The organism is Ruegeria sp. CDSC068 (genome assembly GCF_059610545.1).
The window spans coordinates 136603-157039 of record NZ_JBXWNV010000006.1; the positions used below are offsets into that span (position 1 = coordinate 136603).

Sequence of the window (20437 nt, forward strand, 5' to 3'; positions counted from 1 at the left end):
CAAGGTTAAAAGGTTGGCTTTCCGGCCTGTCGAGTATATCTATACGCAGGATTTTAGCGAGGTCGGAAATGGTACAACTCACCCTGCCAAAGAACTCTCGGATTACCACAGGTAAAACTTGGCCAAAGCCTGAAGGCGCGGCCAATGTTCGTAAATTCCAGATCTATCGCTGGAACCCGGATGACGGTCAAAATCCACGTGTAGACACCTATTTTGTCGATATGGACAGCTGCGGCCCGATGGTTCTGGACGCGCTGATCAAGATCAAGAATGAAATCGACCCGACGCTGACCTTCCGCCGGTCCTGCCGCGAAGGTATCTGCGGTTCCTGCGCGATGAATATCGACGGGATCAACACGCTGGCCTGTATCTACGGCATGGATGAAATCAAGGGTGACGTTAAGATTTACCCGCTGCCGCATATGCCGGTCGTCAAGGACCTGATCCCTGACCTGACGCATTTCTATGCGCAGCATGCAAGCATCATGCCGTGGCTGGAAACCAAGACCAACCGTCCTGCGAAAGAGTGGAAGCAATCGATCGAAGATCGCAAGAAACTGGATGGCTTGTATGAATGCGTGATGTGCGCCAGCTGCTCGACCTCGTGCCCCAGCTATTGGTGGAACGGAGATCGCTACCTTGGGCCCGCTGCGCTTTTGCATGCGTATCGCTGGATCATCGACAGCCGTGACGAAGCCACTGGTGAACGTTTGGATGAGTTGGAAGACCCGTTCAAGCTGTATCGCTGCCACACGATCATGAATTGCGCCAAGACCTGTCCGAAGGGTCTGAACCCGGCCAAGGCGATTGCCGAAATCAAAAAGATGATGGTTGACCGCGCAGTTTGAGCACAGCCGAAAGAAATTATGAAGCCCGGGATGGTAACTTCCCGGGTTTTTTCGTGTTCTGCGAGTATTGAAAATTCGGAGAACATCAATGACTCAAACACTTACTAAGGTTTTGTCTGTCGCCGCGATCACGGCTCTTTCGGCCTGTGGCGGTTCGAGCAGCAATCGGGCGGATATTGTATTCAAGCAAGTGGAATGCGCCGGGCAGGCGGGGATTAGTGGTTCGTTTACGACGCAATACGAACTGCAGGGTGGCAAGCAGGCTGAAGTATTTGTTCCAGGTGATGGCGTAAGCGAGGCTCAGGCCGCTAAAGCGAATGCCTGCATGGCGGCGTAACAAGCATCGAGCCTAGGGCTGGCGGATGCAAATGCCAGCCTTAGTTGCGTTAAGGGCATACCGAAACTGCAAAAAGATGCGGTGAATCTGTCGGCGCGTCTGTCTATTTTTCAATCAGGGAGGAGTGACTGAATTAGAACAGGATCTCTCCGATGGAAGAAAAACAGAACACAAAATCAGAGGCTCTAAAAACGTTGGAACAAGCGTGGTCATATTACACTCCAGAACCTGTGAAACCCGTAAATGACCGCATCCCAGATTTGTTCGAATACGCTAACGCAGCCTGAACCGACAACTGTGGGCTTGCCACCAGTGGGAAAAATGGGCCATGCATTGGCATGCCCATTTTGCTTCTTATTCTGGCAGGCGGAGTATTTGCCTATTTCCTGTGGCGCTCGCGCACCTCATCCTTGAGCCGGGACTGCCGCTGGCGGCAGCACCGCAAAGAAGGCGTTTGGGTGTGTGCATTTTGTGGCGCGCAGCAGCAGGGAGGCGACGCTCCAACTCAATGCCTGAAGGGGCAATAGCGGCATAAGCAGGGCGGTTTCCCACCCTGCATGTTTGCATTTACGCCGCCGGAAATGCCGCCTGTAGTGCGATTTCAACCATATCGCCAAAACTGCTTTCGCGATCAGCTGAGGGCAAAGCTTCGCCGGTCAGCAAGTGGTCGGAAACGGTTAGAACAGCCAATGCCCGGCATTTGTGGCGCGCGGCCAGAATGTACAGCTCAGCAGCTTCCATCTCGACCCCGAGAATACCGTGCCGCACCATCTGTTCGTTCAGATCTGGGCGTTCGTCATAGAAAACGTCCGACGAGTAGATGCCACCAACATGGGTTGGCGTGCCTTTGGCCGCTGCCGCCTGAGCCGCCGCCTGAAGCAGCCCCCAATCAGCGCAGGGTGCAAAGTTCAGCTCTTTCATGATGCCGCGTGACGGTGAGCTAAGCGTGGTCGAGGTCATCGCAAGGATCACATCACGGACATTCACGCTGTCCTGCATTCCCCCGCAGGAGCCGATGCGGATCAGCGTTTTGGCCCCGTAGTCCCGGATCAATTCGTTGACGTAAATCGACAAGGACGGCATGCCCATACCGCTGCCCTGAATGGTGACAGGGTTGCCTTTCCAGCTTCCGGTAAAGCCCAGCATACCGCGAACGTCATTGACTTGCTTCACATCGTCCAAAAACGTTTCGGCCGCCCATTTTGCGCGATAGGGATCGCCAGGCAAAAGAACCGTTTCTGCGATGTCGCCTTTTTTGGCTCCAATATGAATGGTCATTTTGGGATCAGTTCCAATTAGATATTAGATTTCCAGATCCGAGATATCCGCCCCGGATTTCAATGCGTCATGAAGCCATTGCGGTTTTCGGCCGCGACCCGACCATGTTTGTTTTGGATCTGCAGGATTTCTGTATTTTGCTTTCGCAATTTTTCCGGAAGCCGGGTTGTCTTTTGCCAATTCTGACAATGAGAATCCAAATTCTGCTGCGGCTTTTTCAGCGGCTTTTAACGCCTCTTTCCGTTCGCGCTTTTCTGCGTCGACTAGTGCTTTTTCGACCTTTTCGCGCAATTCGAGTAGTTCTTTACGCGACATTTTTTCCAGATTTGTCCCCGACATTCACCCTCTCCCAGGAGTTAGTCATTACCGGTGTCCCCGATAGCACACCGTAATTCCAAAGAAATAAATTATCTATCCCCTTTTGTTCAGGGGATAGAAGAGGAATTGGCGAAATTGGCAGATATTACTCAGCAGCGAGGGTTTGCGGATCTACCAGGGTGACGATGTCGCCCATGATTGCATTCAGCTCAAAATTCTTGGGCGTATAGATCTTTGCGACGCCCATCGCAGTGAGCTTTGCGGCATCGTCATCGGGGATGATGCCACCAACAATCACCGGAATATGATCCAGCCCGGCCTCGCGCAGTCGGTTCATGACGTCCTGCACAAGCGGAATGTGGCTGCCGGAAAGAATTGACAGACCGATGACATGTGCGTCGTCATCCGCCGCGGCAGTTACGATTTCCTCTGGCGTCAGGCGGATACCTTCGTAACTGATTTCCATACCGCAATCACGTGCGCGGAATGCGATCTGTTCCGCACCGTTCGAATGACCGTCCAGGCCCGGTTTTCCGACCAGGAATTTCAGGCGACGGCCAAGCTTGTCGCTGACTGCATCCACTGCGGCCCGCAGATCTTCCAAGCCCTCTGTCTTGTTCGAGACCGAGCCCGAAACGCCCGTGGGCCCGCGATAGGTACCGTAGACTTTACGCATTTCTTCGGCCCACTCACCGGTGGTTACACCAGCCTTGGCAGCTGTGATTGAGGGCTCCATGACGTTGGTGCCGTTTTGCGCCGCTTCGCGTAGCGCGGCCAGAGCCGCCGCGACAGCTGTGTCATCGCGATCTTGCCGCCAATCATTCAGGCGCGCGATTTGTTCTTGTTCGACAGCAGGGTCAACGACCATGATGCCGCCATCTTCGGTCTGCAGGGGCGAGGGTTCGCCTTCGATCCACTTGTTCACACCGACAACGACAGTTTCGTTCCGTTCGATGCGGTTCAGGCGTTCAGCGTTTGAATCAACAAGCCGTGACTTCATGTATTCGATCGACGCAACCGCACCGCCCATCGAATCCAGATTGGCCAGTTCGGCGCGTGCGCCCTCTTTCAATTCTTCAACCTTCGCGTCCACGGCGGGGTTGCCATCGAACAGGTCACCATATTCCAGAAGGTCGGTCTCATAGGCCAGAATCTGTTGCATCCGCATGGACCACTGCTGATCCCAGGGGCGGGGCAGGCCCAGTGCCTCGTTCCATGCAGGCAGCTGAACTGCGCGGGCGCGGGCCTTTTTCGAAAGAGTCACGGCCAGCATCTCGATCAGGATGCGGTAGACGTTGTTTTCAGGCTGCTGCTCGGTCAAACCGAGCGAGTTGACCTGAACGCCATACCGGAATCGGCGGAATTTCGGGTTCTCTACGCCGTAGCGGTCGCGCAGGATTTCGTCCCAAAGATCGACGAAAGCGCGCATTTTGCACATTTCAGTGACAAAGCGGATACCTGCGTTAACAAAGAACGAAATCCGTCCGCAAAGTGCCGGGAAATCCTCGGCGGGGACACGAGGGCGCAGTTCGTCCAGAACGGCGATGGCGGTGGCCAGCGCATAAGACAGCTCTTGCTCCGGTGTCGCGCCGGCTTCTTGCAGGTGATAGGAACACACGTTCATCGGGTTCCATTTCGGCACGTTGGTATAACAGTACTCGGCCACGTCAGCGATCATCTTGAGCGACGGTTTGGGCGGGCAGACATAGGTGCCGCGGCTCAGGTATTCCTTGATCAGGTCGTTTTGTACCGTGCCCTGCAGTTTGGAGATATCTGCGCCTTGTTCCTCGGCCACAGCGATGTAAAGCGCAAGCAGCCAAGGCGCTGTCGCGTTGATCGTCATCGAAGTGTTCATCTGTTCCAACGGAATCTGGTCGAACAGAACCCGCATATCGCCTAGGTGGCCGACGGGTACGCCAACCTTGCCCACTTCGCCGCGCGCGAGCGTATGATCGCTGTCATAACCGGTCTGCGTGGGCAGATCGAAGGCCACCGACAGGCCCGTCTGGCCTTTTGCCAGGTTCCCGCGATACAAGGCGTTCGACGCTTTGGCGGTGGAATGACCGGCATAGGTTCGGATGAGCCAGGGGCGATCTTTCTGCGTCTGCGTCATAGCTGGACCTCACGTATCGGTTGGGCAAGAAAATTACGTTCCTGGCCTCTAAAGCGCAATTTTCGGGACATGTCAATTCGCTGCGTCGCGGCATATTGGGTTCTTCAGATTGTAGGACGCAGCGTTTGGTGGCAGGGTGCACGCATGACTCAGACCGTGGAACTTCCGCTTTGGCTTTTTTTGCTGATCCTGGTGTTTGCCGTGGTCACTTTGGCATCACATTTTCTGTTCCCGTCGGTGCGGTGGTTTTTCAGGCGTCGACTCGAACGAGCGGTGAAACGATTGAACACGCGCCTGAAGCGGCCGATCCAGCCGTTCAAGTTGGCACACCGTCACGATATGATTCAGCGCCTGATCTATGACCCGCAGGTTGGTCAGGCCGTTCAGGATCACGCACGCGAAACGGGTGTCCCCGATGCTGTGGCGTTCGAGCAAGCGCAGCGATACGCGCGTGAGATCGTTCCCTCGTTTTCAGCCGTTGCCTATTTCAGCATTGCGATCCGTCTGGCTCGTTTGCTGAGCAATGCGTTTTATCATGTGCAGCTTAGCTATCAGGACGAAGACGCTATCGAAAACATCGACCCCGACGCCACGGTGGTTTTCGTCATGAATCATCGCAGCAATATGGACTATGTGCTCGTTACCTACCTCGCAGCGCAACATTCGGCCCTTTCTTATGCGGTGGGTGAATGGGCCCGTGTCTGGCCCCTTAGCCGTCTGATCCGTGCGATGGGGGCTTATTTTATCCGGCGAAAGTCCGGCAATGATCTCTATCGTCAGGTGTTGTCCTGTTATGTGCGCCACGCAACCGCGGCAGGAGTGACGCAGGCCATGTTCCCCGAAGGTGGGCTAAGTCTGACTGGTGCCCTGGGTCGTCCAAAGCTGGGTTTGCTCAAATATATTATTGACGGGACCTCGGAAGAGGGCCGCGATGTTGTATTCGTCCCCGTGGCGCTGAACTATGATCGTGTGCTCGAAGATACTGTTCTGACGCGTGCCGCATTAGGCAATGAACGACGGTTTCGCGCGCGGATCGGTGTAATCACCAGATGGATCCTCAAACAACTCTGGCGGCGCGTGATCGGGCGCTACAAACGATTTGGCCTAGCCTCGGTCCGATATGGTCAGCCCGTTTCCTTACGGGCGTTTCGGGCAGATCATCAGCGCGATCTGATGACCGATTTGGCGCGTGACCTGATGACGCGACTCCGCGCTGCCATCCCGCTGGTCCCGGTACCCGCCGCGTGTTGGCTAATGCAAAAGCATAAAGAGATGTCGGAGGCCGATGCCGTTCAGGTGATTGTCGAGCTCATGCGTCGCAATGGAATGACGGACCAAGAGAACCAGACATCGGTTGAAGCCGCGATTGATCAGTTGGTCGAACGGCGAATTCTCAGGCGCAGTGACGGGAAAATATGCCTGTCCGGTCAAAGGGTTGATCTTCTGGAGTATTATGCAGCCTCGGTTCCGATGGGACCAGACGAGGGAAATGCTGCAGATGCGAAGGAAATTTCTGCATCCGCTGGGTCATAAAGTTACAAAACGGCACCGATTTCGGTTGCATTATTTCCTAAAGGCCAATATTCCATCGGTTAATGCACGCGATTCTGCATCGCGGCAAAGGTTTAGAACTGAAGGAGGCCAACATGGCTCTGGACACCGACAGCGGCATCGCGTCGTACGAGGCACCGGAAAAAGACCTCTATGAGATGGGTGAAATCCCTCCGATGGGTTTTGTGCCCAAGAAAATGTATGCATGGGCGATCCGCAAGGAGCGCCACGGCGACCCGGACACCGCGATGATTCAGGAAGTCGTAGACGTCCCCGTGCTGGACAGTCACGAAGTGCTGGTTCTGGTCATGGCTGCAGGCGTCAACTACAACGGCGTCTGGGCCTCGCTGGGCAAGCCGATCTCGCCTTTTGACGGCCATAAGGCACCTTACCACATTGCCGGTTCGGATGCGTCTGGCATCGTTTGGGCAGTTGGTTCAAAAGTCACCCGTTGGAAAGTTGGTGATGAAGTTGTCATCCACTGCAATCAGGATGACGGCGACGACGAACACTGTAATGGTGGCGACCCGATGTATTCGGATAGCCAGCGAATTTGGGGCTATGAAACTCCGGACGGCTCGTTCGCGCAGTTCACAAATGTTCAGGCTCAACAGTTGATGCCGCGTCCCAAGCACCTGACTTGGGAAGAAAGCGCCTGCTATACGCTGACATTGGCGACCGCTTATCGGATGCTGTTCGGCCATGAACCGCACGATTTGAAGCCGGGTCAGAACGTTCTGGTTTGGGGCGCATCGGGTGGCCTGGGGTCTTACGCGATCCAGCTGATCAACACCGCAGGTGCAAATGCCATCGGTGTGATCTCGGACGAAAGCAAGCGCGACTTTGTGATGGGTCTGGGTGCCAAGGGCGTTCTGAACCGCAAGGACTTCAACTGCTGGGGTCAGCTGCCGACGGTCAACACACCCGAATATGCCGAGTGGTTCAAAGAGGCCCGCAAGTTCGGCAAAGCCATTTGGGACATCACCGGTAAAGGCAACAACGTCGACATGGTGTTCGAGCACCCCGGCGAAAGCACCTTCCCGGTTTCGACCTTCGTCGTTAAAAAAGGCGGTATGGTTGTAATCTGTGCCGGTACAACCGGCTACAACCTGACCTTCGACGTGCGTTACATGTGGATGCACCAGAAGCGTCTGCAGGGTTCGCACTTTGCTCACCTGAAACAGGCGGCCGCAGCAAACCAGCTGATGGTCGAGCGTCGATTGGATCCGTGCATGTCCGAAGTGTTCACCTGGGCCGATCTGCCTGAGGCGCATATGAAAATGATGCGCAACGAGCATAAGCCGGGCAACATGTCGGTGCTGGTTCAGGCTCCACAGACCGGAATGCGCACCTTGGAAGAGGTTCTGGCTGCGCGCGACTAAGTTCGTCTCAGACAAAATCCAAAACACCCGCGAATCGGTTTTCCGGCTCGCGGGTGTTTCTTTTTGGTGATGGTATCAGACTTTTCAAAGACTTAAATGAAAATACCCCGCTGTTTTTGGGGAGTAGAAATCAGTGAATAGGCTAAAAAAACTTCCTCATGCTATGGTTGTGTTAACCCTTCGTTAACCGTTTCGGAGAGACGCTGATGGCGCAAAATGAGTGGATACTGGACGTACTGTCGGACCTCAGCGCCTTTGCTGTTGAAAACGGTTTGACCGCGCTTGCCGAGCAGTTGGATGACACCAAGCTGATCGCCGCAGCCGAAATCTCGTCCAGAAAGAATGAGGTTCGGGCACCAGCGGATGGCAACAAAACTCGATATGAGCCAGGTTCTGGAGGACTTGGAAAACACCAGCTCGCTTGACGAACTAAGCGAAGTCGCCATTCGCCTGCGGGACAGGCTGCAGATTGAAAACCTGATTTACCATTGGGTCGACGGGGCCGGTGATCAATACGGCTATACCACCTATCCCGACGTCTGGGCCGAACGGTACCGCGAGCGTAACTATCATAGAATCGATCCGGTCATACTGGGCTGTTTCCAACGGTTTCATCCGGTGGACTGGAAGACGCTGGATTGGTCGGGCAAGGTTGCCAAGACATTTTTGACGGATGCATTAGAGCACGGCGTTGGCAATCAAGGTTATTCCATTCCGATCCGCGGGCCGAATGGTCAATTCGCGTTGTTTACTGTCAACCACACCTGTGATGATGAAACCTGGCAGAAATTCATCGAAACGCATGGGCGTGAGTTGATCCTGATCGCGCATTACTTCAACCGAAAGGCGCTAGAGTTTGAAAGTGACCGTCAGCCCGAATCTTCACGCGGATTGTCGCCGCGTGAAGTGGACGCCATGACCTTGCTCGCTCTGGGTTATAGCAGGGCACAGGTCGCTCATTCATTGTCGATCTCGGAACACACGCTGAGGGTCTATATCGAAAGCGCACGCGCCAAGTTGGGTGCGCAAAACACAACTCATGCTATCGCAACGGCCTTGAGCCGAGGGTTAATAGTGGTTTAAGGCGCGCGCGCACTAAAAACCGGAAATTAACCACGACTTTGTACCCCCTTCGTTCTTGCACAGGGCGACAAGGGGAAAAGAGTCATGTTGCGTTATGTCTATGCTGACGAATTGCACAAATATCCAAAACTGGCCGAGGGGATGTTTCGGGATCGCGCCGATCAATTCAAAACCCGGCTGGGCTGGGATGTTCATGTCAACGACAAGGGGGAAGAGCGGGATCAGTACGATGATCTGAACCCGATCTATGTTATTTGGGAAGAACCGGATGGCAGCCATGGTGGGTCCATGCGTGTTTTGCCGACGACCGGTTCGGTCATGGTGAACGAGGTGTTCGGACACCTGACGGGCGGCAAACCAATCAACAGCCCCTTGATCTGGGAAGTGACGCGCTTTTGCCTGTCGCGCACGGCAAGCCCGCACACGGCCGGGGCCATCATGCTTAGCGGTGGCGAGATGATGGAGGGGTTTGGTCTAACCCACATTGCGGGTGTTTTCGATGCGCGTATGATTCGCATCTATCGCCTGATCGGATCATCCCCGATCGTGCTGGGCACAGAAGGTAAGGGACGTGAACAAATCTCGGTCGGGATGTGGCCGTATTCGGCGGACGACTGCAACCGCGTGGCCAAGCGCGCAGGCATCCCGCGTGAATTGTCGCGGCTGTGGTTCAAGACGGCTTTCGGCGTTGGCAGGCAACACCCGTTTGCATTGTCAGCGTGACAGGATGAAAACCGAATTCCACATCTGGTGATAGCTGGCGCGGGCTTGTAGGGTCGCGCCATGTCTTTGCCCTCTGTGACCTACTCTGACGACCAGGCCGCCGCGTATGACAGCATCTCTGAGATGCTGAAGTCGGCAGGTGTTGACCTTGACGATGACGCGCTGCTGAAGCTTCCGGGATCGGGTAAGTCCGGTGTGATGGCCGTGATTGGCAAGGCGGGGTCCGGAAAAACCCTGCTGCTGGCCGAGCTTTACAAAGCCATTGCGGACACAGGCGTTCAGATCGTGTCCGGCGATTTCGAGAGCCGCAAAGCCCGTGAAAAACGCAGTCTGGCGATCTTGGCCCCGACGAACAAAGCGGCCAGCGTATTGCGTCTGCGCGGGGTGCCAGCCACCACGATCCACCGTATCCTTTATACGCCGGTCTACGACCCGGAATACGAGCGCATCGCCGAATGGCTGGCAGGCAATGACGAACGCCCCGAAATCGAAGGCCTGACCGACGAGGCGCTGGATCGCGCAGCGGCGTTTTACCAGAACAACAAATCCATTCCAGGAGCGTTGGCCGCGGCAGGGTTACGGGGCTCCGATTTTATAACCGGCTGGAAACGCCGGGAGGAGCCGTTGGACATCGGGTTTGTGGACGAAGCCTCGATGCTGGATGACCGGCAATTCGAAGACTTGCAAGAAATCTTCCCAACACTTCTGCTGTTTGGTGACCCGGCACAGTTGGCGCCGGTCAATCAGTCGGGCAGCATGGTGTTCGAGGCATTGCCGGAACCGCGCAAACAAATCCTTCACCGAGTTCATCGGCAGGATGCGGATAACCCGATATTGGACCTTGCCCATGCGCTGTCGGACCCTCAGATGGGGTTCGAAGATTTTGAGCGCATGGTCGAGCAGACCGCCCGTCAGGACGACCGTGTGATTTGGGGGCAGCGGGTCGAGGTCGATCTGATGGCCCGCAGTCCCGTTCTGGTCTGGCGCAATGCAACCCGCATTCGGCTAATTCAGGCTTTTCGGAATGTTCACGGCGCGCCGGATACCGAATTGTTGGAAGGTGAACCGCTAATCTGCGACGGTATTGAACTGCCCCTTAAACATCGCAAGAAACGGCTGGATCTTGAGGCGCGTGGCCTGATCAAGGGCGCTCAGGTCATCTATCTGGGCCCCGGCCGCAAACCAGGCTTTTCCAGGTTGCACGTGATGGGTGCCGAAGACCCTCAGGTCAGCGCCGCATCCATCGTCAAGATTGAAAAACCGGACGAGGAAGAGCCGTTTATTCCTTTTGCCGCCCGCATGGGCGCCACCTTTCTTCATGGCGCAGCGGTCACCATTCACAAGGCGCAAGGGTCGCAGTGGAACACTGTTCAAGTGTTTGCTCCGGATATCTATGCCGCTGCCCGTATGGGCCGTACTGAAGCTGGACAGCCGTTGTGGAAACGACTGGCCTATGTGGCTATCACACGCGCGCAGGAAAGGCTGATCTGGGTCGTGCGCAACCGGCTTGCCAAGCCGACCTATCCGCTGCGTGTGGACGACCTGCGCGCTGTCCCGGCGGCCTCGCTGACATTGGAGGCAGAAGAGACATGACTTCCATTATTGTGACCGGCGCAAGTTCGGGCATAGGGCGCGCCACGGCTGAATTATTTCTGACCCAAGGATGGACGGTTGGCCTTTTCGCGCGCAGTGCTGACAGGCTGAACCAAATGGCTGCAGAGCACGCAAACGCAATTCCATTGGTCGCGGATGTCACCGATGCACAAGCGGTCGAGGCCGCCTTTGGAGAGTTTCGGGGCAAAGCGGGCCATTTGGATGTTCTGTTTAACAACGCCGGAATTTTCGCGCCGGGGGGAACGATTGACGAGATCGCGTTGGACGATTGGTACCAAAGCGTCGACGTAAACCTAAACGGCATGTTCCTGTGTGCCCGTGAGGCGTTTCGGATCATGCGTCACCAATCGCCGCAAGGCGGGCGTATCATCAATAACGGCTCAATTGCCGCCCATGTGCCGCGCCCCAACTCGGTGCATTACTCGGCGACGAAACACGCCATTACGGGTCTGACGCGCAGTCTGTCTTTGGACGGGAGGGGCTTCAATATCGCTTGTGGGCAGATCGATATCGGCAATGCGCGAACACAGATGGTGCAGGGCCTGGTCGATGCGGCCATTGCAGAAGGGCAGCAGCCCGACCCAACAATGGCCGTCGAAGATGCAGCACAGTCCGTCCTGCACATGGCGAACCTGCCGCTTGAAGCAAACGTTCAGTTCATGACCGTGATGGCCACGACGATGCCCTACATCGGACGTGGGTAACGGTCAGTTACTCGCGCAATAGGCGGAACGCGGTTGACGCACCCCAACCCGCCGCAATCGCGATCACCAATGACATCAAGCCGTACCAGACCGGTTGCTGGCGGGACATGTTGTACAAGAACCGCTCCAAACCCACTTTGCGCACGTCGATGGTGGTCTCAAATTGCGAAACGACCGAACCGCCACGGGTTAAGAAGATGCGTGCCACATAATCGCCTTCGGTCAGATCCGCAGGCATTTCGATCGAGGTACGGAACAGGGTTTGTTCATCAACGGCCACGGTGTCTTCGCGAATGGAATACAGACTTTCGTGCTCGCGAATACGAATAACAGCGTCCGCGAATTCCTGCGCGCCGCGGATGTTCATCGCAGCACCAACAGACCGGATGGCACGTTCGATTGATACGCTGTATCGCAGGTCTTCGGTATCCGACAGGATCTCATTCAAGGGCGCGCTGGTCGCAACCGCATAAAAACTGGGGGCTTCGTCTACGAGGACACTGTCAGTATTAACCCAGATTCCAAGCTTGCGCTCTTTACGCCGAACGGTGACAGGACTGGATGGACCAGACACTGCGACAATCACTTCCAGCGGTGGTCCTGACGGGATGGGAGCTTCGCGTTTGACCGCGCCAAAGACCAGGATTTCAGAGCCGTCGAAATTGGCGGTGATGGCCACGCGATCCTGGCTGAGGCCCAGAACGACTTCCTCATCAACAGCCAGGGCGGGGCTGGCACAAAGAGCCAGCGCAACAAGCAAGAGTTTCAGCATGATCAGTGCCCTCCGCCGGTGCCAAGCGAATAGAGCTCGGATGGTTCAAGCAGCAGATCCAGCGCCAGTTTTCCGCAAACCACAAGAACAAGGGCCGCGAGCAACACGCGCAACTGCTCGGCAGGCATGCGGGCGCCGATCACCGTGCCGATCTGTGCGCCGATGACGCCGCCAACCAGAAGCAAAACGGCAAGAACGACATCAACTGTAAAGTTGGTGGTAGCATGCAGCATGGTCGTAAAGGCGGTGACAAAGATGATCTGGAACAGGGATGTTCCGACAACAACCTTGGTTGGCATTCCCAACAGATAGATCATCGCAGGCACCATGATGAACCCGCCGCCAACGCCCATAATGGCCGACAGAACGCCAACGAACAGGCCAACCAGCGCGGGCGGAATGACCGAGATATACAGGCCCGAAGTCCGGAACCGCATTTTGAACGGCATCGCATGCACCCAGCCGCGTTGGCGACGCTTGGGGGGTGCGGACACGCCTTTCTTGGATTTACGGAGCGCATTCAGGCTTTCGATGAACATCAATCCGCCCACGACGCCAAGGAACACGACGTAGCACAACGTCACAAGCAGATCGACCTGCCCGAGACTTTTGAGGTAGTTGAAAATCACCACCCCAAGCGCGGCACCCGTTAAGCCGCCCATCAATAGGACGGTCCCCATTCTCAGGTCGACGGTTTTTCGTCGGAAATGCGCCAGAACCCCAGAGAAGGAAGAGGCAACAATCTGATTGGCTTCAGTTGCAACCGCAACGGCCGGCGGAATGCCGATAAAGAACAGCAGGGGCGTCATCAGGAAGCCGCCGCCGACACCGAACATGCCCGAAAGAATGCCGACCATCCCCCCAAGCCCCAATAGAAGGAAGGCGTTTACAGAAACTTCGGCGATAGGAAGGTAAATTTGCATATCGAGCTACTGGATGAGGGTGGGCAGGTCACAGAGGGTGACCGCGGTCGCCTCAAGGCAAAGTGGTATAGGTTTAATGCAGCGCGCGGCGGCAATGCCCCGTGACCACATGGCGAATGTCGGTTCGCTGGGCGTCATGCCAGCTGCCTGATAAGGCTGGTGATCTGATTTTCCCCAGTGTTGAGGTTTGCAAGCGTTCCCAAATTCACGATCCGGACCGCTTCCGAGTCGCGGGGTATGTTTGGAGACACTTGCATACCCCTTTAGAACGGTTGCGGCATGCAAAATCAACTCTGCATGCCGCTCTGCAGCGAACAGGACTGAACTGAGTCCGAAACTGGACTTATCAGCGCTCTTTCACGTAAGGCTCACCACCGGCGCGGGGCGGGACAGCCTTGCCGACAAAGCCAGCCAGAATGACCACGGTGAGGACGTAGGGCAGGGCATCCATTGCCTGCACAGGGATAACCACGCCGCCCAGATCGATGTTCTGGAAACGCAGTGCGATGGCTTGCAGCAATCCGAACAAAAGGCATGCTCCCATGGCATGCCAAGGCCGCCATTTTGCAAAGATCAGGGCTGCCAGTGCGATGAACCCACGGCCCGCGGTCATGTCCTTGACGAACCCGGCCTGCAACGCAGTAGCCAGATACGCCCCGGCGATGCCACACAGCACGCCACAGATGGCAACAGCGGCGTAGCGTAAGCCAACGACCGAGACACCGGCAGTGTCCACGGCAGCGGGGTTTTCACCCACAGCGCGGAGGCGCAGGCCGAACCGTGTGCGATACAGAATCCACCATGTTGCCGGAACCATCAGGAACGCGACATAGACCAGGATTGAATGACCCGAGAGCAGCTCGGAGTAGATCGGCCCGATGATCGGCACCCCGCTCAGCGACTCGGCAAAGGGAAAATTGATAGGTGTGAAACGGCCGCCGCCAAACAACGATGGCGTGCGCCCGCCCTGTTCGAACCAGCTTTGCGCGACAAGGACCGTCATACCTGCCGCAAGAAAGTTGATTGCGACCCCGGATATCAACTGGTTGCCCCGGAAGGTGATTGAGGCCAAACCGTGAAGTCCGGAAAGAACAAGAGAAGAGGCGATCCCCGCCAGCAGGCCCAACCAGACCGACCCGGTCACAGCCGCGACGGCTGCCGAGAAGAAGGCGGCCATCAGCATCTTGCCTTCCAGACCGATGTCGAAAATGCCTGCACGTTCGGAATAGAGCCCAGCCAGACAAGCCAGCAATAGCGGTGTGGCCAGACGGATGGTCGAATCCAGGACCTGGATGAAGGTAATGAAGAACTCCATCACTGCGCTCCCTTCCGCAGGCTCAGGAACAGCTTTTCAAGCGGCATCCGGACCATGTTGTCCAATGCTCCGGTGAACAGGATCACCAGGGCCTGAATGACAACGATCAGTTCGCGCGGGATCGACGTCCAGAAAGCCAATTCTGCACCGCCCTGATAGAGAAACCCGAACAGGATCGCCGCTAGGAATACACCAAACGGGTGCGACCGGCCCATCAGGGCCACAGCGATGCCGATGAAACCCGCGCCTTCAGTTGCGTTCAAAACCAGGCGTTCGGCCTCGCCCATCACGTTGTTGATGGCCATCAGTCCCGCCAGCGCGCCCGAAATCAGCATTGCAATGATGGTGATCCGCACCGGGGAAATGCCTGCATAGACAGCGCCGGTTTCGGTCTTGCCGTAGGACCGGATTTCATAGCCCAATCTTGTCCGCCAGATTAGTGCCCAGACGACAAAACAGGCCAATACCGCGATGAAGAACGTGATATTAACAGGGGTCCCTTTGAATACTACGTTTTCGGCGGTTGAGAACATCGACTGAAATGTGGGTAGGTGAACGGCATCGGGGAAACGCGCAGACGAGGGGTCTTGCGCGCCCGGTGGTCGCATAAGATTGACCAACACGTAGTTCAGGAATGCCGCCGCAATAAAGTTAAACATGATCGTTGTGATCACGATGTGACTGCCACGCTTGGCTTGTAGATAGGCCGGAATGGCGGCCCATGCCGCGCCAAACAGCATCGAACCAGCGCAAGCCGCCAACAGCGCAATGCTCCAATGCGGCCACGGGATGTAAAGGCATACCATGGCAACGCCCAGCCCGCCCAGCATAGCCTGACCTTCGCCCCCGATGTTGAACAGTCGGGCGTGGAAGGCGACAGCCACAGCCAACCCGGTGAACATAAAGTTGGTGGCATAATACAGCGTATACCCCCAACCGTAGGTCGACCCGAGCGCACCGGTCACCATCAGTTTCACCGCTTCGATCGGGTTTTCACCGATGGCCAGAATGACCAAGGCGGACAAGATTGCGGCCAATATCAGACTGATCAGCGGGATCAGCACCACATCGGCCCATTTGGGCATCTTTTCCATGTTACGCGGCCTCTCCCGCAACACCGGCCATCAACAGGCCAAGTTCTTTTTCATCTGTTTCATGGGGCAGTCTTTCGCCCATGACATGTCCGTCAAACATCACAGCGATGCGATCAGATAGCGAGAATATTTCTTCCAACTCGACCGAGACGAGCAGGATTGCTTTACCTTGATCACGCAGCGCGACGATTTGCTTGTGAATGAACTCGATCGCGCCGATGTCGACGCCGCGGGTTGGTTGCCCCACCAATAGAAGATCCGGGTTCCGTTCAATTTCGCGCGCGACAACAATCTTTTGTTGGTTCCCGCCCGAGAAGCTTTTGGCTGTAAGCCACGCATCAGGTGGCCGGACGTCGAATTTCTCGATCTTGCGCTCGGTATCGGCGCGCAGGGCTGCGTTGTTCATGAAAATCCCGCTCTGATAGGCAGGATCACGGTGATAGCCAAAGGCCACGTTTTCCCAAGCGTGGAAGTCCATCACAAGACCTTCGCGCTGACGGTCTTCGGGAACATGCGCAATATGCTGGGCGCGACGGGCCTGACCGTCCGATCCCGGACCGCTAAGCGCCAGCGGGGCACCGTTCAGTTTGATCGAACCCTGACCCGGACGCATGCCGCCCAGAACTTCCAGAAGCTCCGATTGGCCATTTCCGGCCACGCCAGCGATACCAACGATTTCACCGGCCCGAACGGTCAGGTCGATACCCTTGACCCGTTCGACCCCGGCCGAATCGAAAACGCTGAGCTTTTCAATTTCCAAAACGGGCTTACCGGGTTGCGCAGGTACTTTGTCGACCTGCAGCAGCACCTTGCGGCCCACCATCAGCTCGGCCAGTTCCTCGGGGCTGGTGTCGGCTGTTTTCACCGTCGCCGTCATCTGACCGCGCCGCATGACCGAAACCGTATCGGTGTTTTCCATGATTTCGCGCAGCTTGTGCGTGATCACGATGATCGTCTTCCCTTCGGCCCGCAGGCGGTCAAGGATGCGGAAAAGCTGGTCAGCCTCGGACGGGGTCAGAACCCCGGTGGGTTCGTCCAGAATCAGAATCTCGGCCTTGCGATACAGGGCTTTCAGGATCTCGACCCTTTGCTGCATTCCGACGCCAATCTCGTCGATGCGCTTGTCGGGATCGACGAACAGCTCGTATTCCTCTTCCAGCGCTTTCAATTCTTTGCGCGCTTTGGACAGGGACGGGGCCAGAAGCCCGCCGTCCTCGGCACCGAGAACGATGTTTTCCAGAACGGTGAAATTCTCAACCAGTTTGAAATGCTGGAACACCATCCCGATCCCGGCAGCAATGGCCGCCTGGCTGTCAGGGATGTCGGTCTTGTTGCCGTTAATCCAGATTTCACCTTTGTCGGCTTTGTAAAAGCCGTAGAGGATGCTCATCAGCGTGGATTTGCCTGCACCGTTTTCACCGATGATCCCATGGATCGTACCGGGGGCGACGCTGATAGAAATGTCTTTATTGGCCTGAACCGGCCCAAAGGCTTTGGATATCCCTTTGAGCTCAATGGCGGGGACGGTCATGTCTTGTCCTCAATTGCCGAAAGGGCCGCGGTGTCATACGCGGCAGAGTCGGGGGCAAGGCGGAGGTTGTACCCCCGCCTTGCGCGATATCAGAACTGCAGTGCCGGGCAGCTGTCGTTCTCATAATAGCTGACAACAGAGACGTTACCGTCGATGATGTCCTGACGCGCTTTGTCGACTGCGCCCTTCATCTCGTCCGAGACCAGAGGTGCGTTGTTGTCATCCATGGCGACGCCAACACCTTCTTCGGCCAGACCCATCTGGAATACGCCGGTTTCCAGGTCTTCGCCCGCAGACATCGCGTCATAAACGGCAACATCAACGCGTTTCAGCATCGAGGTCAGAACCTTACCCGGGTGCAGGTGGTTCTGGTTGCTGTCCACGCCGATCGACAGGATGCCTTCGTCTGCCGCGGTCTGCAGTACGCCAACACCGGTGCCGCCAGCGGCCGCATAGATCACATCAGCGCCCTGGCTGATTTGTGCTTTGGTCAGTTCCGAACCCTTCACCGGGTCGTTCCATGCTGCCGGGGTGGTACCGGTCATGTTGGCAACAACATTGATGTCAGGGTTTACAGCCTTGGCACCCTGCGCATAACCGCAGCCAAAGTGGCGGATCAGCGGGATATCCATGCCACCGATAAAGCCGACGGTGCCGGATTCCGATGCCATCGCGGCCATCATGCCAACCAGATATGACCCTTCATGTTCGGCAAAACCGATTTGGCGGATGTTGGGGATGTCCAGCCAGTTGACGTCAACCGCAACGAATTTGGTGTCTGGGTAATCGGCGGCCACGGCGGACAGCGGATCAGCCATGCCAAAACCCATCGTGATGATCGGGTTTGAGCCGGATTCAGCGAAACGGCGCAGAGCTTGCTCGCGCTGTGCTTCGGACTGGATCTCGATCTCGTTATACGAGCCGCCTGTTTCTTCGGCCCAACGCGATGCGCCATTGTGGGCGGCTTCGTTGAAGGATTTGTCAAACTTGCCACCAAGATCAAAGATCAGGGCAGGATCTGCCAGCGCAGCGCCAGCCGTAAGTGCGACTGCGGCGGTGGCACCCATCAAGTATTTCATCAGGGTCATTTTATACTCCCGTTTGTTATTATCGGTCGGGGCGAAGATAGCCCCGTTCACCCACTGTGAGCGAGCATAACTGTTGTGATGGCGGGAATTAAGGACGTTTGCAACCACCGTGGTCAACAGATTTTTGACCATTTGGTCGAAAAATTTTATCTGTGACGGTCAATCCAGCGCGGATTCCATCACGATAGCGTCGATTTTCTGATTGTTTTCGCGCAGGTAATACCCCTTGCGCACTCCACAGGCGCGATAGCCGCTGTGTTCATACAGCGCGATGGCCGGCAAGTTATCTGCAGCGACGTCCAGAACAGCGCGCGTTGCCCCCAAAGCCTTTGCTTTCGTGTGCCATTCATGCATGCAATTTCGGGCTAAGCCCTGTCGCTGGACGTCCGGATGCGTGGCGATCGTCAGCAGTTCCGCCTCATCGCCGATCACCTGGAAAAGCGCAAAAGATTGAGTATTTCCAACGGCATGGATGAACCGATTGTTCAGAAGATCCGCAAATTCGACCGCAGCCCACGACCGTGACCGGGTAAATGCCGCCGCGTGTGTTCTGGCGAGATCCTCAGGGGTCATCAGTCCAGCAAAACCGGGGGGGTGTCTTTGGAAGGGGCCGCGTCCGCAGGCCGAACATAGAGTGGAGCCGGCTGCGCGGTGTTGGTCTGCCACCTTTGCCCGGTGATCCGGGCAATTGCGCGGATTTGCGCATCCGGGTCGTCATTCAGGATTAGAGGGCCAAGTGATTCTGCCTCAATTTGAGGCATAAGCATCGGACTTTGGTCCGGCAACGCCACGTAAACCTGATCACGTGGTGCGCGGATCGCGGGCAGAGCGTCCATAGACATATCAGCCAATGCGTCGAACCCGGACACGCCTACCGCTGGAACGCCAAGCCCCAAGGCTAGGCCCCGCGCCGCAGAAACCGAGATTCGGATGCCGGTAAAGTTTCCGGGTCCGACGCCGACACCGATCGCGGACAGGTCTTCCCACCCATATCCTGCATCTGCCAGAACCTCTTCCAGCAACGGCATCAGGCGTTCGGCTTGACCGCGCGACATGGCTTCGATGCGCGAAGTCACGATCCGGTTGCCGCACAACAAAGCGGCCGCGCAATGCGCGGCCGATGTATCAAACGCCAAAATAATGGGGTCAGACGGCAACAGGGCGAACCTCAGTCACTTCGGGGATGTAGTGACGCAGCAGGTTTTCGATACCCATCTTCAACGTCAGGGTCGAAGACGGGCAGCCCGCGCAAGCACCTTGCATGTGCAGGTAGACAACGCCCCGGTCAAACCCGTGGAACGTAATGTCGCCGCCATCCTGAGCAACCGCGGGACGGACCCGACTATCCAGCAAGTCTTTGATTTGGTTCACGACTTCGGCATCTTCGCCAGTGTGCTCAGCATGGCCCGATGCGGCTGTCTCACCAGCCCCGATGACCGGTTGGCCGGATTGATAATGCTCCATCACCGCACCCAGAATCGCGGGTTTGATGTGATCCCATTGGACGTCATCGGACTTGGTGACGGTCACGAAGTCATTGCCGAGGAATACACCCGTTACTCCGCTGACCGCAAAAATCCGTTTTGCCAAAGGTGATTTTTCACCGGCTTCAGCCGATGGGAAATCCGCAGTGCCTGCTTCCAGCACGGTCTGGCCGGGCAGAAACTTCAAGGTTGCAGGGTTCGGCGTGGATTCGGTCTGGATGAACATGTCACGGCTCCGTTTCAGTTGCATCTGATATGCGGGTCCGAGCCGGATAAGTC

General features: G+C 56.4%; 21 protein-coding genes. 9 read left to right on the plus strand and 12 right to left on the minus strand.

The window, feature by feature from the left end:
• Positions 1 to 68: 68 nt before the first annotated feature.
• A complete protein-coding gene (locus tag AC2FID_RS13815) occupies positions 69 to 848 on the plus strand; it encodes a succinate dehydrogenase iron-sulfur subunit (protein WP_058273522.1) in 780 nt (259 codons plus the stop codon).
• 88 nt (positions 849 to 936) lie between these two features.
• The gene (locus AC2FID_RS13820; protein ID WP_058278778.1) at positions 937 to 1185 is read left to right on the plus strand and encodes a hypothetical protein; all 249 of its coding nucleotides are present in this window, start codon (positions 937 to 939) and stop codon (positions 1183 to 1185) included.
• Between the two features lie 567 nt (positions 1186 to 1752).
• Here AC2FID_RS13820 and deoD read toward each other — a convergent pair.
• From deoD to AC2FID_RS13835, 3 genes are all read right to left on the minus strand, one after another.
• A complete protein-coding gene (deoD, locus tag AC2FID_RS13825; protein ID WP_282152465.1) occupies positions 1753 to 2463 on the minus strand; it encodes a purine-nucleoside phosphorylase in 711 nt (236 codons plus the stop codon).
• A gap of 24 nt (positions 2464 to 2487) precedes the next feature.
• Positions 2488 to 2802, minus strand: coding sequence for an H-NS histone family protein (locus AC2FID_RS13830; protein WP_282169797.1), 315 nt, complete (start codon positions 2800 to 2802; stop codon positions 2488 to 2490).
• 124 nt (positions 2803 to 2926) lie between these two features.
• Positions 2927 to 4894, minus strand: a complete 1968-nt coding sequence (locus tag AC2FID_RS13835; protein WP_496837302.1) for a methylmalonyl-CoA mutase family protein — start codon at positions 4892 to 4894, stop codon at positions 2927 to 2929.
• A gap of 144 nt (positions 4895 to 5038) precedes the next feature.
• Here AC2FID_RS13835 and AC2FID_RS13840 point away from each other — a divergent pair, with 144 nt between their 5' ends.
• The 7 genes from AC2FID_RS13840 to AC2FID_RS13870 all read left to right on the plus strand — a co-directional run bounded on the left by AC2FID_RS13840 (position 5039) and on the right by AC2FID_RS13870 (position 11951).
• The gene (locus AC2FID_RS13840) at positions 5039 to 6427 is read left to right on the plus strand and encodes a 1-acyl-sn-glycerol-3-phosphate acyltransferase (protein ID WP_496756410.1); all 1389 of its coding nucleotides are present in this window, start codon (positions 5039 to 5041) and stop codon (positions 6425 to 6427) included.
• A gap of 113 nt (positions 6428 to 6540) precedes the next feature.
• Positions 6541 to 7827 carry a crotonyl-CoA carboxylase/reductase gene (gene ccrA, locus AC2FID_RS13845; protein ID WP_496734373.1) on the plus strand — a complete coding sequence of 429 codons (1287 nt, stop codon included), beginning with the start codon at positions 6541 to 6543 and terminating at the stop codon, positions 7825 to 7827.
• A gap of 206 nt (positions 7828 to 8033) precedes the next feature.
• On the plus strand, positions 8034 to 8252 hold the full coding sequence (locus tag AC2FID_RS13850) for a hypothetical protein (RefSeq protein ID WP_058278773.1): 219 nt from the start codon (positions 8034 to 8036) through the stop codon (positions 8250 to 8252).
• The gene (locus AC2FID_RS13855) at positions 8191 to 8910 is read left to right on the plus strand and encodes a helix-turn-helix transcriptional regulator (RefSeq protein ID WP_058273517.1); all 720 of its coding nucleotides are present in this window, start codon (positions 8191 to 8193) and stop codon (positions 8908 to 8910) included. Before AC2FID_RS13850 ends, AC2FID_RS13855 begins: the two co-directional genes overlap by 62 nt.
• An 84-nt stretch (positions 8911 to 8994) precedes the next feature.
• Positions 8995 to 9633 carry an acyl-homoserine-lactone synthase gene (locus AC2FID_RS13860; RefSeq protein WP_282120124.1) on the plus strand — a complete coding sequence of 213 codons (639 nt, stop codon included), beginning with the start codon at positions 8995 to 8997 and terminating at the stop codon, positions 9631 to 9633.
• Between the two features lie 60 nt (positions 9634 to 9693).
• A complete protein-coding gene (locus tag AC2FID_RS13865) occupies positions 9694 to 11226 on the plus strand; it encodes an ATP-dependent DNA helicase (RefSeq protein ID WP_496837304.1) in 1533 nt (510 codons plus the stop codon).
• A complete protein-coding gene (locus AC2FID_RS13870) occupies positions 11223 to 11951 on the plus strand; it encodes an SDR family oxidoreductase (RefSeq protein WP_282120126.1) in 729 nt (242 codons plus the stop codon). The genes AC2FID_RS13865 and AC2FID_RS13870 overlap by 4 nt, the downstream gene beginning before the upstream one ends.
• 7 nt (positions 11952 to 11958) lie before the next feature.
• On the opposite strand, the gene AC2FID_RS13875 is transcribed toward AC2FID_RS13870, so the two are convergent.
• The 9 genes from AC2FID_RS13875 to AC2FID_RS13915 all read right to left on the minus strand — a co-directional run bounded on the left by AC2FID_RS13875 (position 11959) and on the right by AC2FID_RS13915 (position 20384).
• A complete protein-coding gene (locus AC2FID_RS13875) occupies positions 11959 to 12723 on the minus strand; it encodes a TIGR02186 family protein (protein WP_496837306.1) in 765 nt (254 codons plus the stop codon).
• Positions 12724 to 12725: 2 nt separating this feature from the next.
• On the minus strand, positions 12726 to 13646 hold the full coding sequence (locus AC2FID_RS13880; RefSeq protein ID WP_058273512.1) for a sulfite exporter TauE/SafE family protein: 921 nt from the start codon (positions 13644 to 13646) through the stop codon (positions 12726 to 12728).
• A gap of 346 nt (positions 13647 to 13992) precedes the next feature.
• Entirely contained in the window at positions 13993 to 14961 is a 969-nt protein-coding gene (locus AC2FID_RS13885; protein ID WP_058278769.1) for an ABC transporter permease, read from the minus strand.
• A complete protein-coding gene (locus AC2FID_RS13890; RefSeq protein ID WP_496756400.1) occupies positions 14961 to 16055 on the minus strand; it encodes an ABC transporter permease in 1095 nt (364 codons plus the stop codon). The genes AC2FID_RS13885 and AC2FID_RS13890 overlap by 1 nt, the downstream gene beginning before the upstream one ends.
• Position 16056: 1 nt before the next feature.
• Positions 16057 to 17586 carry an ABC transporter ATP-binding protein gene (locus tag AC2FID_RS13895; RefSeq protein ID WP_058273509.1) on the minus strand — a complete coding sequence of 510 codons (1530 nt, stop codon included), beginning with the start codon at positions 17584 to 17586 and terminating at the stop codon, positions 16057 to 16059.
• An 89-nt stretch (positions 17587 to 17675) separates the two neighbouring features.
• Positions 17676 to 18674, minus strand: coding sequence for a BMP family lipoprotein (locus AC2FID_RS13900; RefSeq protein ID WP_496837309.1), 999 nt, complete (start codon positions 18672 to 18674; stop codon positions 17676 to 17678).
• Positions 18675 to 18833: 159 nt separating this feature from the next.
• Positions 18834 to 19247, minus strand: coding sequence for a GNAT family N-acetyltransferase (locus tag AC2FID_RS13905; protein ID WP_282120131.1), 414 nt, complete (start codon positions 19245 to 19247; stop codon positions 18834 to 18836).
• Positions 19247 to 19831: a tRNA (adenosine(37)-N6)-threonylcarbamoyltransferase complex dimerization subunit type 1 TsaB gene (gene tsaB, locus AC2FID_RS13910; protein WP_496837311.1), complete on the minus strand. Its 585-nt coding sequence runs from the start codon at positions 19829 to 19831 to the stop codon at positions 19247 to 19249. The genes AC2FID_RS13905 and tsaB overlap by 1 nt, the downstream gene beginning before the upstream one ends.
• On the minus strand, positions 19821 to 20384 hold the full coding sequence (locus AC2FID_RS13915) for a NifU family protein (protein ID WP_058273506.1): 564 nt from the start codon (positions 20382 to 20384) through the stop codon (positions 19821 to 19823). Before AC2FID_RS13915 ends, tsaB begins: the two co-directional genes overlap by 11 nt.
• Positions 20385 to 20437: the final 53 nt, after the last annotated feature.

Excerpts from the sequence above, each read along its gene's own strand:
- AC2FID_RS13815 (WP_058273522.1), top strand. The coding sequence starts at position 69 with ATGGTACAACTCACCCTGCCAAAGAACTCTCGGATTACCACAGGTAAA.
- AC2FID_RS13820 (WP_058278778.1), top strand. The coding sequence starts at position 937 with ATGACTCAAACACTTACTAAGGTTTTGTCTGTCGCCGCGATCACGGCT.
- deoD (WP_282152465.1), bottom strand. The coding sequence starts at position 2,463 with ATGACCATTCATATTGGAGCCAAAAAAGGCGACATCGCAGAAACGGTT.
- AC2FID_RS13830 (WP_282169797.1), bottom strand. The coding sequence starts at position 2,802 with ATGTCGGGGACAAATCTGGAAAAAATGTCGCGTAAAGAACTACTCGAA.
- AC2FID_RS13835 (WP_496837302.1), bottom strand. The coding sequence starts at position 4,894 with ATGACGCAGACGCAGAAAGATCGCCCCTGGCTCATCCGAACCTATGCC.
- AC2FID_RS13840 (WP_496756410.1), top strand. The coding sequence starts at position 5,039 with ATGACTCAGACCGTGGAACTTCCGCTTTGGCTTTTTTTGCTGATCCTG.
- ccrA (WP_496734373.1), top strand. The coding sequence starts at position 6,541 with ATGGCTCTGGACACCGACAGCGGCATCGCGTCGTACGAGGCACCGGAA.
- AC2FID_RS13850 (WP_058278773.1), top strand. The coding sequence starts at position 8,034 with ATGGCGCAAAATGAGTGGATACTGGACGTACTGTCGGACCTCAGCGCC.
- AC2FID_RS13855 (WP_058273517.1), top strand. The coding sequence starts at position 8,191 with ATGGCAACAAAACTCGATATGAGCCAGGTTCTGGAGGACTTGGAAAAC.
- AC2FID_RS13860 (WP_282120124.1), top strand. The coding sequence starts at position 8,995 with ATGTTGCGTTATGTCTATGCTGACGAATTGCACAAATATCCAAAACTG.
- AC2FID_RS13865 (WP_496837304.1), top strand. The coding sequence starts at position 9,694 with ATGTCTTTGCCCTCTGTGACCTACTCTGACGACCAGGCCGCCGCGTAT.
- AC2FID_RS13870 (WP_282120126.1), top strand. The coding sequence starts at position 11,223 with ATGACTTCCATTATTGTGACCGGCGCAAGTTCGGGCATAGGGCGCGCC.
- AC2FID_RS13875 (WP_496837306.1), bottom strand. The coding sequence starts at position 12,723 with ATGCTGAAACTCTTGCTTGTTGCGCTGGCTCTTTGTGCCAGCCCCGCC.
- AC2FID_RS13880 (WP_058273512.1), bottom strand. The coding sequence starts at position 13,646 with ATGCAAATTTACCTTCCTATCGCCGAAGTTTCTGTAAACGCCTTCCTT.
- AC2FID_RS13885 (WP_058278769.1), bottom strand. The coding sequence starts at position 14,961 with ATGGAGTTCTTCATTACCTTCATCCAGGTCCTGGATTCGACCATCCGT.
- AC2FID_RS13890 (WP_496756400.1), bottom strand. The coding sequence starts at position 16,055 with ATGGAAAAGATGCCCAAATGGGCCGATGTGGTGCTGATCCCGCTGATC.
- AC2FID_RS13895 (WP_058273509.1), bottom strand. The coding sequence starts at position 17,586 with ATGACCGTCCCCGCCATTGAGCTCAAAGGGATATCCAAAGCCTTTGGG.
- AC2FID_RS13900 (WP_496837309.1), bottom strand. The coding sequence starts at position 18,674 with ATGACCCTGATGAAATACTTGATGGGTGCCACCGCCGCAGTCGCACTT.
- AC2FID_RS13905 (WP_282120131.1), bottom strand. The coding sequence starts at position 19,247 with ATGACCCCTGAGGATCTCGCCAGAACACACGCGGCGGCATTTACCCGG.
- AC2FID_RS13915 (WP_058273506.1), bottom strand. The coding sequence starts at position 20,384 with ATGTTCATCCAGACCGAATCCACGCCGAACCCTGCAACCTTGAAGTTT.